15 protein-coding genes are annotated in these 15,106 nt (G+C 74.8%); 6 read left to right on the forward strand and 9 right to left on the reverse strand.

Going from position 1 to position 15,106, the window contains the following annotated elements; all coding sequences use genetic code 11:
* Positions 1-59 precede the first annotated feature (59 nt).
* A complete protein-coding gene (locus CLV37_RS00600) occupies positions 60-1,628 on the reverse strand; it encodes a DUF349 domain-containing protein (protein ID WP_245885174.1) in 1,569 nt (522 codons plus the stop codon).
* Between the two features lie 109 nt (positions 1,629-1,737).
* Here CLV37_RS00600 and CLV37_RS00605 point away from each other — a divergent pair, with 109 nt between their 5' ends.
* Positions 1,738-2,415 carry an MBL fold metallo-hydrolase gene (locus tag CLV37_RS00605; RefSeq protein ID WP_170126982.1) on the forward strand — a complete coding sequence of 226 codons (678 nt, stop codon included), beginning with the start codon at positions 1,738-1,740 and terminating at the stop codon, positions 2,413-2,415.
* Between the two features lies 1 nt (position 2,416).
* Here the strand turns inward: CLV37_RS00605 and CLV37_RS00610 are convergent, their stop codons facing one another.
* Positions 2,417-3,091, reverse strand: coding sequence for a pentapeptide repeat-containing protein (locus CLV37_RS00610; RefSeq protein WP_170126983.1), 675 nt, complete (start codon positions 3,089-3,091; stop codon positions 2,417-2,419).
* Positions 3,092-3,149: 58 nt separating this feature from the next.
* The gene (locus tag CLV37_RS00615; RefSeq protein WP_106205977.1) at positions 3,150-3,821 is read right to left on the reverse strand and encodes a hypothetical protein; all 672 of its coding nucleotides are present in this window, start codon (positions 3,819-3,821) and stop codon (positions 3,150-3,152) included.
* A 433-nt stretch (positions 3,822-4,254) separates the two neighbouring features.
* Here CLV37_RS00615 and CLV37_RS00620 point away from each other — a divergent pair, with 433 nt between their 5' ends.
* From CLV37_RS00620 to CLV37_RS00640, 5 genes are all read left to right on the forward strand, one after another.
* A complete protein-coding gene (locus tag CLV37_RS00620; protein ID WP_106205979.1) occupies positions 4,255-4,623 on the forward strand; it encodes a hypothetical protein in 369 nt (122 codons plus the stop codon).
* Positions 4,624-4,738: 115 nt separating this feature from the next.
* On the forward strand, positions 4,739-5,335 hold the full coding sequence (locus CLV37_RS00625; protein WP_106205981.1) for a GTP-binding protein: 597 nt from the start codon (positions 4,739-4,741) through the stop codon (positions 5,333-5,335).
* Positions 5,332-5,727, forward strand: coding sequence for a roadblock/LC7 domain-containing protein (locus tag CLV37_RS00630; RefSeq protein ID WP_106205983.1), 396 nt, complete (start codon positions 5,332-5,334; stop codon positions 5,725-5,727). Before CLV37_RS00625 ends, CLV37_RS00630 begins: the two co-directional genes overlap by 4 nt.
* Before the next feature lie 71 nt (positions 5,728-5,798).
* Complete coding sequence (gene aspS / locus CLV37_RS00635; RefSeq protein ID WP_106205985.1) at positions 5,799-7,607, forward strand: aspartate--tRNA ligase; 1,809 nt, start codon at positions 5,799-5,801, stop codon at positions 7,605-7,607.
* Complete coding sequence (locus CLV37_RS00640) at positions 7,604-8,239, forward strand: phosphatase PAP2 family protein (RefSeq protein ID WP_106205987.1); 636 nt, start codon at positions 7,604-7,606, stop codon at positions 8,237-8,239. Before aspS ends, CLV37_RS00640 begins: the two co-directional genes overlap by 4 nt.
* Here the strand turns inward: CLV37_RS00640 and CLV37_RS00645 are convergent.
* From CLV37_RS00645 to CLV37_RS00670, 6 genes are all read right to left on the reverse strand, one after another.
* Positions 8,177-8,401, reverse strand: coding sequence for a hypothetical protein (locus tag CLV37_RS00645; protein ID WP_106205989.1), 225 nt, complete (start codon positions 8,399-8,401; stop codon positions 8,177-8,179). The two genes, CLV37_RS00640 and CLV37_RS00645, sit on opposite strands and share 63 nt — an antisense overlap.
* A gap of 151 nt (positions 8,402-8,552) precedes the next feature.
* Positions 8,553-10,625 (reverse strand): ArnT family glycosyltransferase, encoded by a 2,073-nt coding sequence (locus CLV37_RS00650; protein WP_106205991.1) that lies wholly within the window; start codon positions 10,623-10,625, stop codon positions 8,553-8,555.
* Positions 10,622-11,926 carry a bifunctional glycosyltransferase family 2/GtrA family protein gene (locus CLV37_RS00655; RefSeq protein ID WP_106205993.1) on the reverse strand — a complete coding sequence of 435 codons (1,305 nt, stop codon included), beginning with the start codon at positions 11,924-11,926 and terminating at the stop codon, positions 10,622-10,624. Before CLV37_RS00655 ends, CLV37_RS00650 begins: the two co-directional genes overlap by 4 nt.
* 147 nt (positions 11,927-12,073) lie before the next feature.
* Entirely contained in the window at positions 12,074-13,591 is a 1,518-nt protein-coding gene (locus CLV37_RS00660) for a sensor histidine kinase (RefSeq protein ID WP_106205995.1), read from the reverse strand.
* Positions 13,592-13,637: 46 nt separating this feature from the next.
* Positions 13,638-14,399, reverse strand: a complete 762-nt coding sequence (locus CLV37_RS00665) for a response regulator transcription factor (protein ID WP_106205997.1) — start codon at positions 14,397-14,399, stop codon at positions 13,638-13,640.
* Positions 14,400-14,551: 152 nt separating this feature from the next.
* Entirely contained in the window at positions 14,552-15,064 is a 513-nt protein-coding gene (locus tag CLV37_RS00670; RefSeq protein WP_106205999.1) for an STAS domain-containing protein, read from the reverse strand.
* Between the last annotated feature and the right edge of the window lie 42 nt (positions 15,065-15,106).

A 15,106-nucleotide genomic window follows, 5' to 3' on the forward strand; every position in this document is an offset into this window, starting at 1 on the left:
ACGGCGCGCGCCCCCGTCCGGGATCTGTGGACGGGGGCGCGCGGGAGGTCGGCGGTGCGTCAGCGGGCCTCGCGCAGCGTGGCCTGAGCGGCGTCGAGCCACGCCCGGCGAGCCGCGAGCGCTTCCTCGGCCCGGGCCAGCGCCCGGGCGTCGCCCTTGGCGCGGGCCTTCTCCACGTCGTCCTCGAGGTCGCGGATGGCGCTCTCGAGCTGACCGGCGAGGCCACCGGCACGAGCCTGCGTCTCGGGGTTGCTGCGCGACCACCGTGCCTGCTCCGCGTCGCGGACGGCGGTCTCGACGGCGCGCAGGCGGCCCTCGACCCGGCCGAGGTCGCCGCGGGGCACCTTCCCGGCGGCCTCCCAGCGGTCCTGGATGCCGTTCAGCGCCTTCTTGGCCGCGTTCAGGTCCTTGATCGGCAGGAGGGCCTCCGCCTCGGCGAGGAGCTGCTCCTTGACGACGAGGTTGTCGCGGAACTCCTCGTCGACGGCGTCGTTGGCGGAGGTGCGGGCGGCGAAGAAGACGTCCTGCGCGGCGCGGAAGCGCTCCCACAGGGCGTCGTCGTCCTTGCGGCCGAGCCGTCCGGCCGCCTTCCAGCGGTCCATCAGGGCCCGGTAGGCGTTCGTCGTGCCGCGCCAGTCGGTCGAGGTCGACAGCGCCTCGGCCTCGGCGACGAGCGCCTCCTTCTCGGAGCGGATCGAGGTGCGCTGCTCACCGAGGGCGGCGAAGTGGTGGCGACGGGACTTGTCGAAGGCGCTGCGCGCGTGGCTGAAGCGCTTCCACAGGTCGTCCTCGGAGCGCTTGTCCAGCCGGCCCTCGCGCTGAGCGGCCTTCCAGTCCTCGAACAGCGCCCGCAGGCGCTCCCCGGCCGCCCGCCACTGGACCTTCTCGGGGTCCTGGGCCGCGATCGCCTCGGCCTCCTCGACGATCGCCAGGCGCGCGGTGCGCAGCTGCTCGCGGTGGGCCGCGCGCGCCCGGTCCGCGGCGGCGCGGGCCTCGTCGGCCACCGTCGCCAGGGCCTCGACGCGGGCCGCGAGGTGGTCGAGGTCGCCGACGGCGCGGGTCTCGGCCAGGGCGGTGCGCAGGGTGGCGACGCCGGCGACGATGTCCTTGCCCGCCAGCTCGGTGCTGCGCAGCCGCTGCTCGAACAGGTCGACCTGGGCGACGACCTCCTCGAACTTGCGCACGAAGTAGGCGATCGCCTCCTCGGGGGTGGCGTCGGGGTAGGCGCCGACCTCGTGCTCACCGTCGGCGCGGCGCACCCAGACGGTGCCGTTCTCGTCGACCCGGCCGAAGGCGGCCGCGGCGTCGCGGTCCACGCTGGTCGTGTGACCGACCTCGGCCACCGGTTCGAGCGCGGGCGCGGCCGGCGGGGGGACGGGGGTGGGACGGGGTGCCGGACGCGCCGCCCCGGGGCCGGGCACCGGGCGCGGGCCGGGCGCGGGCGTCGCGCCGTCCTGCGCGGGCGCCGGTTCGGGGGTCTCACCGGAGGCGTCGGTCTCGACGTCGGGGGCCGCCTCGGCGGAGGTGCCGGGGGTGTCCTCGACGGGCACGGGCTCGGTGGGCGTGGGGGTCTGGGGAGTGTCCGCCACGTCCTGGGGGGACGCCGGCTCCTGGGGCTGCTCGGTCACCTGCCTCATTCTAGGTCCCCGGGCCTCGAACGGTGCAGTACGTGACCACGTGCCTCCTCCTCGTCGCTGCCCGTGGGGCCGGGTCCCCGTCCTCACTAGGGTGGGCCGCGTGCTGATCGACACCGTGGAGGCGTCCGTCTTCGGGACCAACTGCTACGTCCTGGCCCCGCAGGCCGGCGCCGAGTGCGTGATCGTCGACCCCGGGGTCGACGTCGCCGACAGGCTGGCCGAGGTGCTGCGCCGGCACCGGCTCAAGCCCGTCGCGGTCCTGCTGACGCACGGTCACCTCGACCACACGTACTCGGTCACGCCGGTCTGCGGGGCCTACGGCGTGGCGGCCACGGTCCACGCCGACGACGCCCACCGCCTGCGGGACCCGCTGGCCGGCCTGGGCGGGCCGCTGCGGGCCGCGCTGGAGGCGACGACGGGCACCGTGACGTGGCGCGAACCCGACGAGGTCGTCGAGGTGCGCGACGGGGCCCGGCTGGCGCTGGGGGGTCTGGAGGTGGGCGTCTCGCACGCCCCCGGGCACACCGAGGGGTCGGTGCTGTTCTCCTTCGAGCGCGGCGGCGAGCCGGACCTGCTGCTGTCCGGCGACGTCCTGTTCGCGGGGTCGATCGGCCGCACCGACCTGCCCGGCGGGTCGTCGCAGGCGATGGTGCGCAGCCTGCTGACGCGGATCCTGCCGCTGGACGACGCGACGGACGTGCTGCCCGGGCACGGGCCGGCGACGACGATCGGGCGCGAACGCCGCGCGAACCCCCACCTGCTGCAGCTGCAGCGGTAGCTCAGTCCGCGACCTCGACGCCGAGGTGGTGGGCGAACAGCGGGGCGAGCCGGGCCAGCTGCACGCCGCTGACGCGCGCGCCGCGCAGGTTCCCCACCCCGGACAGGCCCTCGAGGTCGCTGGAGGTGAGGTCCACGGCCGACAGCGTCGCGGCGCTGACGTCGAGGTGACCGAGACGGCAGTCCACGAACGCCACGCGCGTCAGCCGGGCACCGGTCAGGTCGACGTCGCGCAGGTCGGCCCCGGTGAAGGTGACGTCGACCAGCTCGGCCTCGCGCAGGTCGACGAAGTCGTAGCGGCCGCCGGTCAGCGCCACGCGGTCCCAGGAGACGGCCGACAGGTCCAGCGCGCCGACGCGGCTGTCGGCCAGCACGGTGTCGCGCCAGGTCCCGGCGCGCCAGCGCGCCTCGGTGGCGCCGATCCCCTCCAGGCGGCAGTCCACGACGCGGGCGCCGGCCAGGACGAAGCCGTCGGCGCGCCGCGGTCGCAGGACGCAGCCCAGGAAGCGGCTGTCGCGGGCGTCGACCCCCGACAGGTCCACGTCGGGCCCGAACAGCTCCCCGTCGTAGGACCCCTGCGCCCGGGGCGGCCCGGCGGCGGGGGACAGCGCGTCCTCGTCGGCGGGCAGGTCGGGGACGACCGGCGCGGGAGCCGTGCGGGCGGGCTTCTTCGGCACGTCGCGCACTGTGCCAAAGCCCTGCGACGGTCCCCGAGCCGGTCGCCGGGGCGGTCCCTCAGACGGCGACGACGTCGTCGGCGGCGAAACCGAGCACCCGCACCCCGCCGCCGGGACCGGTCAGGGCGCGACCGCGGGCGAGCACCGCGCCGGGGTGCGCGGCGGCGGTGCGGAACCGCACGTCGCAGGGCAGACCCGTCGAGGCCGACGAGCGCAGGGCACCGGCGACCAGGGCCCGGTCCTCGGCGTGCACGCTGCGGCGCAGCCACTCCGCCAGCGGGGCGACGCCCGCGCGCTGCTCCAGGCCGCAGAGCACGCCGCTGCGGGCGTCCCAGGCGACGGTTTCCTCGGTGGCGTCGTACTCCCAGGCCCCCGTGGCCTCGCCGGGCAGGGCCGCCTCACCGGCCACGCGCAGGTCGATCAGCCGGGCGGCCGACGGCAGCGCCCCCGCCAGCCGCGCCCGCAGCGCCGGGGGCAGCAGCTGCAGGGTCGACGTCGAGCGGACGTCGGCCAGCACCCGGGCCAGGGCCTCGTAGCCCAGCCCGTCGCCCTGCACGACCAGGCGGTCGTCGAGGCCGTGCTGGTCGTCGACCGCGACGGCGTCGACGAGGACGGTCAGGACCGGGTCGGGCGCGTCCGGCAGCTCGTCGCCCCACAGCGCCTCCAGGGCCGCCCGGACGCGTTCGGCCCGGTACCGCAGCTGGTGCTCCCGGCTGAGCGCGTCCCCCACCACAGACCTCCCCGCCCGCACGCCCCGTGCCTGCCCTGGGCGCGCCGTCGTCCGTGCCGGTGTCACGTCGTCGGCGCCGCACGCGACAGTGAACCGTCCCGCGTGCGCGGGGACAAGACGGCGGGGCAGACCGGGTCCGGCCCGCCCGACGCGTTCGCGCCCGGCCGCTCCCGCGGCGAGCGCCCGCCCGGTAGCCGGCGGGCCGCGACGGGGCCGGAACGGCACCGCCGACCTCGCCCCCGCCGCCCGAGCGCCTGCTTCTAGAACCCCTGCGGCGCAGTCCCTCCTCCTCCCACGCACCGTGCGAGGTTCACCCGTTCGGACACCGCCCGCGACGTTCAGTTGCGCGCTCCAGCGTCCGAACTACTTGAAGTCAACACCGGAGCGCGGATCGACCGCGGTCCGCGAGTCCTCCCGAACGAAAGGACGAGACGTGACCAACGTCGACGCCACCCTCAAGGCCGCCCTCGAGATCGACGGCGCCACCGCCGCCGCCCTCGTCGACTACGAGTCGGGCATGTCGCTGGGCCAGGCCGGTGGCGGGGCCATCGACCTCGACGTCGCCGCCGCCGGCAACACCGACGTCGTGCGCGCCAAGCTGCGCACCATGCAGCGCCTGGGCCTGAACGAGGCGATCGAGGACATCCTCATCACCCTCGGCACCCAGATCCACCTGATCCGCCTCATCCAGTCGCAGTCCGGCCAGGGCCTGTTCCTCTACCTGGTCCTCAAGAAGGACTCCTCGAACCTCGCCATGGCCCGTCGCCAGCTGACGATCCTCGAGCGCGACCTGCAGATCTGAGGACCGCACCACCGGCACGACCCGCACCACCCGCACCTCGGCGGTCGCCCGGACGCAACGCGCCCGGGCGACCGCCGACGTGCGCAGCACCCGACGCCCACCCGGCAGGAGCACCGTGAGCCGCGCAGCCCGCAAGATCGTCGTCACCGGCCCCTTCGGCGCGGGCAAGACGACCTTCGCCACGACCCTCACGCAGGGTCTGGGCGGCACCCTGACCACCACCGAGACCGGCGTCAGCGACGAGACCGCCGCCCTCAAGACGTCCACGACCGTCGCGCTCGACCACACCAGCTTCGTCGTGCCGCCCGCCCCCGCCAGCGCGTGGGACGCCACGCACGTCACGCTCTTCGGCACCCCCGGCCAGCAGCGGTTCTCCTTCACGTGGGAACTGCTGGCCCGGAACATGGACGGCTACCTCGTCCTCGTCGACGCCAGCCGCTCGGCGAGCATCGCCCAGGCCGCCGACGTCGTCGCCGCCTTCGCCCGGATCGCCCCCGCCACCCCGCGCCTGGTCGCCGTCAGCCGCTGGCCCGACCCCGCCGGGACCCGCACCCACCTGGCCCAGCTGCTCGGCACCGCACCCACGGCCCTCGTCGCCTGCGACCCGCGCGACCTCGCCCAGAGCGCCGCCGTCCTGCGTCTGCTGCTCGACGGTGTCCACACGCTCGAGAACCGCCGCACCCAGGTCGTCACCGATGGAGTGAACGCATGATCGTCAAACAGCACGCGATCCGCGTCAGCAGCGCCCTCACCCGCGACATCGACGGCATCCGCCGCGTCATCGTCGCCCGCACCGACGGTCTGGCCTTCCACGACGACGGCCCCGAACGCGACCACGAGACCGCCGCCGCGATCGTGGCCACCGTCCTGGGCATCGCCCAGCGCGCCGCCGCCGCCCACGCCCTCGGCGCCTTCGTGCAGACCACCGTCAAGGCCGCCGACGGCAGCCTCGTCGTCTACGGCATCGGCACGACCCACATCCTGGCCGTCGTCACCGACCCCAGCGTCAACCTCGTCCTGCTCGACCGCCTCGCGCTGCGCCTGGTCGGCGGGCTCGTCGGGGCGGAGTCCGGCGCGGTCCCCGTCGCCCGCGCCGGGGCCTGAACCGCCGCCCCGCGCGTTCCGTAGGATCGTCGGTGCGCAAGCCAGCGCACTGACGATCGAAGGGACTCCCCGTGCTCCGCACCCACGAGGCCGGCAGCCTGCGCGCCGGTCACGCCGGACAGACCGTGACGCTCACCGGGTGGGTGGCGCGTCGCCGGGACCACGGTGGTGTGGCGTTCCTGGACCTGCGCGACGCCTCCGGCGTCGTCCAGGTCGTCGCCCGCGACGAGATCCTCGACGCCGGCGGCGCGCGCGACCTGCGCAACGAGTACTGCATCCGCATCACCGGTGACGTCCGGCTGCGCCCCGACGGCAACGACAACGCCAACATCGCCACGGGTGAGGTCGAGGTCGACACCACCGCCCTCGAGGTGCTGTCCGAGGCCGACCCGCTGCCGTTCCAGATCGACGACCACCTCGCCGTCGGTGAGGAGGCGCGCCTGAAGTACCGCTACCTCGACCTGCGCCGCAGCGCCCCCGCCCGGGCCATCAAGCTGCGCTCGGCCGCGAACAAGGCCGCCCGCGCGGTCCTGGAGGAGCACGCCTTCACCGAGATCGAGACGCCCACCCTCACCCGGTCCACCCCCGAGGGCGCCCGCGACTTCCTCGTCCCCGCCCGGCTGGCCCCCGGGTCCTGGTACGCGCTGCCGCAGAGCCCGCAGCTGTTCAAGCAGCTGCTCATGGTCGGCGGGTTCGAGCGCTACTACCAGATCGCCCGCTGCTACCGGGACGAGGACTTCCGCGCCGACCGGCAGCCGGAGTTCACCCAGCTCGACATCGAGATGAGCTTCGTCGAGCAGGACGACGTCATCGCCCTCGGCGAGCAGGTCGTCGCTGCGCTGTGGAAGCTCATCGGCCACGACGTGCAGCTGCCGATCCCGCGCATGACCTACGAGGAGGCCATGCGCCGCTACGGGTCGGACAAGCCCGACCTGCGCTTCGGCATCGAGCTCGTGGAGTGCGCCGAGTTCTTCGCCGACACCAGCTTCCGCGTGTTCCAGGCCCCCTACGTCGGGGCCGTCGTCATGCCCGGCGGAGCCTCCCAGCCGCGCAAGACCCTCGACGCCTGGCAGGAGTGGGCCAAGCAGCGCGGTGCGCGCGGGCTGGCCTACGTCCTGGTCGGCGAGGACGGCGAGCTCGCAGGGCCCGTCGCCAAGAACCTGTCCGAGACCGAGAAGGCCGGCCTCGCCGCGCACGTCGGGGCCGAGCCCGGTGACTGCATCTTCTTCGCCGCCGGGGCCGTGAACCCCTCCCGCGCGCTGCTCGGCGCGGCCCGCGGCGAGATCGCCCGGCGCACCGGCGCGATCGACGAGGACGCCTGGTCGTTCCTGTGGGTCGTCGACGCGCCCATGTTCAAGTCCGCCGCCGAGGACGACGACGTGTCGATCGGCGGCGGGGCCTGGAACGCCGTCCACCACGCCTTCACCGCACCCAAGCCAGAGATCGTCGACACGTTCGACACCGACCCCGGCTCGGCCCTGTCCAACGCCTACGACATCGTCTGCAACGGCAACGAGATCGGCGGCGGCTCGATCCGCATCCACCGCCGGGACGTGCAGGAACGCGTGTTCGCGGTGATGGGGATCTCCGAGGCCGACGCCCGGGAGAAGTTCGGGTTCCTGCTCGACGCGTTCTCCTTCGGCGCCCCGCCGCACGGCGGGATCGCGTTCGGGTGGGACCGCGTCGTGGCGCTGCTCGCCGGGGCCGACTCGATCCGCGAGGTCATCGCCTTCCCGAAGTCCGGCGGCGGCTACGACCCGCTGACCGCCGCGCCCGCGCCCATCACGGCGCAGCAGCGCAAGGAGGCCGGGGTGGACTTCAAGCCCGCGGAGAAGAAGGCCGAGGTCGCAGCCGAGGGGCAGGGCGCCGCGCAGGGGTGAGTCGCCTCGTCCTGCTGTGCGCCGCGGCGTTCGCCGCCCTCACCGTCCTCGTGACGGTGGGGGCGGCTCCCGGCGACGCGGCGGTGTCCGCGGCCGCCGTCCAGGCGGCCCGGACCAGCCCGGCGACGACCCGGGCCGCGCAGGTCGTCGAGGCCGTGACCCAGCCCGGCTGGGTGTACCTGGCCGGCTCGCTCGGGCTGCTGCTGGCGTTCCGCGGGGGACGGCGGCGCCAGGCCGTCGCGGCCCTGGCCGCCGGCGCGGTGGCCGCGGTGGCCTCCCCGCTGCTCAAGGCGCTCACCGACCGTGCCCGGCCGGCCCTGGAGGCCGGTCTGACCTCCGCGGGAGGCGGCTCGTTCCCCTCCGGCCACGTGCTGGCCTCGGCGACGGTCGTCCTGTGCCTCGTCCTGCTGCTGGCCCCGCCGACGCGGTGGGGGGTCGTGGCCGTGCTCGGCGCGGTCGAACTGGTCGTCGTGAGCGTCGACCGGGTGTGGCTGGGGGCGCACTGGCCCAGCGACGTGCTCGGGGGCTGGCTGCTGGCCGCCGTCCTGGTGGGGACCGCGACCGTGCTCTCACAGCGTCACGGTCACCGTCGTGGTGCGGCGCTGCGTCCCCGTCGAGAAGGCCACGGGTAGCGCCGCGGGGGAGACGGCCCGCGTCTGGACGGTCTCGCGGGAACCGACGTCCACGGTCGTCGCGGCCTGGGCGGTCGTGGCCGGGGCGAGGGCGACGATCCCGGTGCTGATCCCGGTGACGAGGCTGGCGGCGAGGAGGCGGCGGTGCAGTCGCTGTGTCATGCCCCCACCGTGGTGCGCGATCCTGTTCCGCGCGTGAGCCCTTCCTGTGCGACGGCCCCCGCGACCCGCGTCCCCGCGCGAGGCACGCTTCGGGCCCTCGGCAACCGGTTGCCGAGGGCCCGAAGTGTGCCTCGCGCGGGGAGGGCGCGGGTCAGGACGTGGTGGTGCCGGAGCCCGCGGTCAGGTCGTAGACCGTCGTGCCGCCCACCGTCGTGGCGGTGAAGTTCTCCTCGACCCACTGCGCGATCTCGCCCGAGACGTCGCTGCCGCCCGACGCCGTGGAGGCCATCGACGCGCTCGCGACGTAGTAGTGGATCTCACCGTCGGCGACGTACTGCTGGAACTGGGCCAACGTCGGGGCCGGGTCGGTCCCGTTGAACCCGCCGACGGCCATGACGGGTTCCTGCGTCGCGAGCTGGTACCCGGCGGCGTTGTTGGACCCCGTGGTCGCCGCGACCCAGCGGTAGTCGTCGGCGTCCGCCTCCAGCAGGGCCTGCAGCTCGGCGCTCGGCGTCGTCGAACCCAGGAGACCGCCACCCCCGCCGAACCCCCGCGATCGGGTGCCGCCGCCGAAGGTGCCCGTACCGCCCGTCGGGGCCTGGCCCGTGGTGGTGCCGCCGCCGGCCGGGGCGGAGGGCAGCCGGCCCTGGGTGAACAGCTGGCTGAACTGACCACCGCCCCCGCCGCCGGCGCGTCCACCGCCCATCGAGAAACCACCCGAGGAACTCGGGCCGGCGGAGACGATCGCCCCGGTGTGCGCGGTCGAGGCCGTCTGGACCGAGTACGCGAGCGGCCCGGCCAGGACGGCGATGGCCGCGGCCACGACCCCGGCCTGCTGCAGCGAGCGCAGCAGGGGACCGCGGACGAACCCGGCGGCGGTCAGGCCCGCGGTGCCCATGACCCCGGCGACCAGGACGACCCAGCGCAGCCACGGCAGGAAGTCGCTGCTGCGCCCCAGCAGGACGAACGACCACGCCGTGCTCAGCGCCACGACGACGGCGAGGACGGGCAGGGCGACGCGGCTCGCCCGCAGCCGCCACAGGTCGACCGCCCCCATCGCCACGAGGGCCGCGACCGCCGGGGCCAGCGCCACGGAGTAGTAGGGGTGGATGATCCCCGACATGAAGCTGAAGGCCGTGAACGTGACGACCAGCCAGCCCGCCCACACGAGGTAGCCGGCGCGGCGGCCGTCGGTGCGCCGCGCCCGGCGGGTCACGACGAACCCGGCGACCGCGAGCACGAAGGCCGCAGGCAGCAACCAGGAGATGTTCCCCCCGAACTCGGCGTTGAACATCCGGCCGATGCCGGTCTCGCCCCAGCCGTTGGTGGCGCCGACGCTGCCGGTCTCGTCCCCGGTGAGCCGGCCGAACCCGTTGTAGCCGAACGTCAGCTCCAGGAAGGAGTTGTCCTGCGAGCCGCCGACGTAGGGCCGCCAGGAGTCCGGCACGAGTTCGACGACCGCGACCCACCAGCCGCCGGCGACGACCATCGTGGCCGCCGCGACCAGCAGGTGCCGGACCCGCTTGCCCAGGCCGTGCGGGGCCGCCCACAGGTAGGCCAGGCCCAGGCCGGGCAGGACGAGGAACACCTGCAGCTGCTTGGTGAGGAAACCCAGCCCCACGAAGACCCCGGCCCAGTACAGGAACCGGGCGCGGCCGGTGTCGACGGCCTTGACCACGCCCCAGACCGAGGCGACCATCAGCAGGACCAGCAGCGCGTCGGGGTTGTTGAACCGGAACATCAGCGTCGCGACGGGGGTCGTGGCGAGCAGGAACCCCGCGACGAGACCGGCCGCCGGGGTGCTGCGGCGGCGCACGGTCGCGTACAGCAGGCCGACGGTGGCGACGCCCTCCAGGGCCTGCGGCACCAGGATCGACCACGACGACAACCCGAAGAGGCGGACCGACAGGCCCGTGACCCACAGCGCCGCCGGGGGTTTGTCGACGGTGATGGCGTTGGACGCGTCGGAGGAGCCGAAGAACCACGCCTCCCAGGACCGCGAACCGGCCTGGGCGGCCGCGGAGTAGAACGGGTTGGCCCACCCCGAGACCGACAACCCGACCAGGTAGAGCACCGCGGTCGCGACCAGCAGCCCGAACAGGGCCGGCCGGACCCAGCGCGGGTCCTGCTCCCGCCCCCGCCAGGCCGTGCGGGCGAGCCGGCGGGCCCGGGCCGTCGCCGGGACGGTGGCGGTGCGTTCCCAGCCGCCGGAGGTGGTGGTCACGCCCCCTCCGCCCGGACCGGCGCGACGTCCTCGGCCCCCGGCCGGTGGTGGCGGCGGTTGCGGAACACCCAGGAGCGCAGCAGCAGGAACCGCACGACGGTGGCGGCCAGGTTCGCGACGGTCAGCACGCCGAGTTCCAGCGCGCGGCCGGCGTCGGGCTGCCCGGAGTGCAGGGCGAGCAGGCTGCCGGAGGTGATGGCCCAGCCGAGCAGGAAGACGAACAACCCCTGCGCCTGGTGCCGGGCCGCTCCCTCGGACCCCCGGACGCCGAACGTCAGGCGCCGGTTCAGCGCCGTGTTCGCGACGGCGGTCACGAGCAGGGCGAGGAAGTTCGCGACCTGCGCGCTCACGGCCTCCTGGAACAGCAGGTAGAGCAGCGCGTACGCCGCGGTGCTGGCCACGCCGACGCCGACGAACCGGCTGAGCTGGCCGGCCAGGGAGGTGGGGACGCCGGCGACCTGCGCGGGCTGCGGGCCACGGCCCAGGCTCGCCCGGACCTCCTTCAGCGGCAGCCGCCCCGAGGCCATCGCCCCGGCGAGGCGGCGGATCCCGCGCAGGTCGGCCAGCGCCGTGGCGACGATGTCGACGGTGGAGTCCGGGTCGTCGACCCAGTCCACGGGGATCTCCTGGATCCGCAGCCCCGAGCGTTCGGCGAGCACCAGGACCTCGGTGTCGAAGAACCAGCCGGTGTCCTCGACCAGGGGCAGGAGCTGCTCGGCGACGTCGGCCCGGATGGCCTTGAAACCGCACTGGGCGTCGGTGAACCGGACCCGCAGCGTCCCGTGCAGGAGGAGGTTGTAGCAGCGGGAGATGACCTCGCGCTTGGCGCCGCGCACGACGTGCGACCCCTTGGCCAGCCGCGAGCCGATCGCGACGTCGGAGTGGCCCGAGAGCAGTCCCGCGACGAGCGGCAGCAGCGCGGCCAGGTCGGTGGACAGGTCCACGTCCATGTAGGCCAGGACCTGGGCGTCGGAAGCCGTCCAGACGTGCTTGAGGGCGCGGCCGCGGCCCTTCTGCTCCAGCCGGACGTGGCGGACGTCGGGCAGTTCGGCGGCCAGGGCCGCGGCGACGCGCGGGGTGGCGTCGGTGCTGGCGTTGTCGGCGACGGTGATGCGGGTGCGGAAGGGGAACGTGGCGACGTGGGCGTGCAGGCGCCGGACGCAGGGTTCGAGGTCGGTCTCCTCGTTGTAGACCGGGACCACGACGTCCAGGACGGGAGCGGAGGTGTCGGAACCCCAGACCTCGGCGGCCGGCCGAGGGCGAGGCGTGAGCCCCGTGGAGCTGGAGGTGGTCGCTGTCATGTCCTCACCTTCGGGCGAGCACCTCCGCGGGCAGTGAGGTGGCGCTGTGGCCTGCCTGTGAGCGTGCGCGTCGTCGGTTCCGGCACGTTGACTCCCCGGTCGCGGTGAGAGCGACCGGGGAGTCACCGTGCCGGAACCAGGACCGGATCAGGCCGACGGCAGGCTGACGCGGAAGGCGGTGCGGCCCGGGCGGCTGTCGACGCTCACCGACCCGTGGTGGGAGGCCACCACGGCCTGCACGATGGCCAGCCCCAGACCGGTGCTGCCGGCGGCGCGCGAGCGCGAGGAGTCCCCGCGGGCGAACCGCTCGAAGACGCGGGGCAGCAGTTCGGGCGGGATCCCGGGGCCGTCGTCGACGACGTCGACGTGCGCCGTCGCCCCGTCGGGGACCAGTCCCACCGTGACGGTCGTGCCCGGCGGGGTGTGGGTGCGGGCGTTGGCCAGCAGGTTCGTCAGGACCTGGTGCAACCGGCCGGGGTCGCCGACGACCTCGACGGCCTCCTCGGGCAGGTCCAGGCGCCACGTGTGGTCGCGGCCGGCGACCTGCGCGTCGCTCACGGCGTCCAGGACGGTCATCGTGAGGTCGACGGGCTGGCGGTCCAGGGGCCGGCCGGAGTCCAGCCGGGCCAGCAGCAGGAGGTCCTCGACCAACCCCGTCATGCGGACCGCCTCGGACTCGACCCGGGTCAGGGCGTGCCGGACGTCGGTGGGGACGGGTTCGCTGCTGCGGCGGGTCAGTTCGGAGTACCCGCGGATCGCGGCCAGGGGGGTGCGCAGCTCGTGGGAGGCGTCCGCGACGAACTGCCGGACCCGCTGCTCGGACTCGTGGCGGGCCTCCAGGGCCGAGCCGACGTGGTCGAGCATGCGGTTCAGGGCGAGCCCGACCTGCCCGACCTCGGTGGTCCCGCCGGTGTCGGCCTCGGGCACGCGCAGGGACAGGTCGACCGCCCCGCGGTCCAGGGAGAGCTCGGAGACCTTGGCCGCGGTCGTCGCGACCCGTTGCAGCGGGAGCAGGTCGCGGCGCACGAGGACGGACCCGGCGACGGCGGCCAGGGCCACCCCCGCCAGGACGACGGCGGCCTCCACGCCGAGGACCGTCAGCAGCGTCCGGTTCACGGCGGCCAGCGGGACCCCGATGACCTGCAGGGAGCCGTCGGTCTGGACCTCGCCCTCGACGAGGTACTCGCCCAGGCCCGCCAGGTCCACCCGGTGCTGGCGGCCGTCGGTGACGCCGGCGAGGGTGGCGGCCTGCGCGGTGGTCAGCTCCTCGACGCAGGGCGCGTCGGCGGTGGAGTTCTGGTCGTCGAAGACCCCCGACCTGCCGGCCACGAGCGCGCCGTCGACGAAGCTCGCGTAGAGCGTCCCGTCGCTCTGGCCGAAGCCGATGAACGGCGGGATCGACCCGGTGCAGGACTGCCCGAAGCCCTCGGGCGGTGACCGCCGGTCGCCGAGCCCACCGCCCTGCCCGTGCTCCTGGACGAACTTCTCCGAGCGCTTGATGGTGTCGCCGAGCTGGTCGCGGACCTGTCCCATGAGCGAGAGGTACAGCGCGGCGGTGGTCACCACGCCGATGATCAGCCCGACCGCGACGAGCAGGGCGCTGGTGGTCAGGACCAGCCGGCTGCGCAGGGAGCGGGCGCGCAACCAGGACGACGGCGAGGACACCGGTGGATCAGCTCCGGGGAGGTCGGCGGGGCGTGCGCGGCGCGGTTCAGCTCGCGGCCGCGGCGATCCCGCCGTCGGCGGGCTTGAGCACGTACCCGGCGCCGCGCACGGTGTGGATCATCGGGGTGCGCCCGGCGTCGATCTTGCGGCGCAGGTAGGAGATGTAGAGCTCGACGATGTTGGCCTGGCCGCCGAAGTCGTAGTTCCAGACGCGGTCGAGGATCTGGGCCTTGGACAGCACGCGGCGCGGGTTGCGCATGAGGTAGCGCAGCAGCTCGAACTCGGTGGCCGTCAGGCGGATCTCGGTGCCGGCGCGGACGACCTCGTGGCTGTCCTCGTCCAGGACCAGGTCGCCCACGGCCAGGACCGGTTCGGCCTTGGCGGCGGCCAGGCCGGAGCGGCGCAGCAGGCTGCGCAGCCGGGCCACGACCTCCTCGAGGCTGAACGGCTTGGTGACGTAGTCGTCGCCGCCGGCGGTCAGGCCCGCGACGCGGTCCTCGACGGCGTCCTTGGCGGTGAGGAAGAGGACGGGGACGTCGGTGGCGTCGGCGCGCAGCCGGCGCAGCACCTCCAGACCGTCGATGTCGGGCAGCATGATGTCGAGGATCACGGCGTCGGGGCGGAACGTGCGGGCGGCGCGGACCGCGTCGAGGCCGTTGCCGGCCGTCTGCACCTCCCAACCTTCGTAACGCAGCGTCATGCTCAGCAGCTCGGACAGCGTCGACTCGTCGTCGACGACGAGCACGCGCAGCGCGGTCCCGTCGGGGCGGGTGAGGTCCGAACGCCGGTTGGTGGTGGTCGCGGTCATGCCGCCATCGTCGACCCTGCACCTGCCAGATGTCCTGGGAAACCCTGAGTTCAACCTGTGTGTCGTCACTGGGTCGGACCAAGGGCCGCCCAGCGCCACCGAGCCGTCGACCAGGACTCATAGGCCGCGTTGATGGCCCTGGGTCCCGAAAGTCAGGACGCCGCGAGGTGCCCGTCGACCACCGGCCGCACCAGGTCCAGGACCCGCCGGACGGCGGGGCGGGCCCCGGAGGTCGTGCACGTCGTGCCCTGGCGCGCGCAGGCCGTCCGCACGGCCTCCACGAAGCGCAGACCGTGCGCGTCCAGCGCCCGGACCTCCCGGACGTCGAGGTGGACGCGCCCACGGTCACGGCCGGCGACCGGGTGCTCCAGCCGGTCCTCGACGCGCTCCAGCGCCAGGGCGAGCTCACCGCCCAGGGCGACGTCGACGTCCCCGGTCAGGGCGACGGTCAGGACGGCGCCGTCCTGCAGCGTCGTCACCGCCGAGGGGACGGGCAGGACGTCGTCGTGCGACGGCCCGACGGGGCCGGGCAGCTCGGCCCCGCGCGGTCGCGTGGCCGCGACGTGCGTCACGCGCGTGACGACCTGCAGGAGGGCGTGGGGGAGGGCGTGGGGGAGGGCGTGGGGGAGGGCGTGGGGGTGGACCGGGGTGCGGCTGCGCGTCATGGGTCCACGCTCGGTGCCGGGCGTGGGAGGGGGTCCGGAACC

It is taken from the genome of Kineococcus rhizosphaerae (assembly GCF_003002055.1).
Classification (GTDB): domain Bacteria; phylum Actinomycetota; class Actinomycetes; order Actinomycetales; family Kineococcaceae; genus Kineococcus; species Kineococcus rhizosphaerae.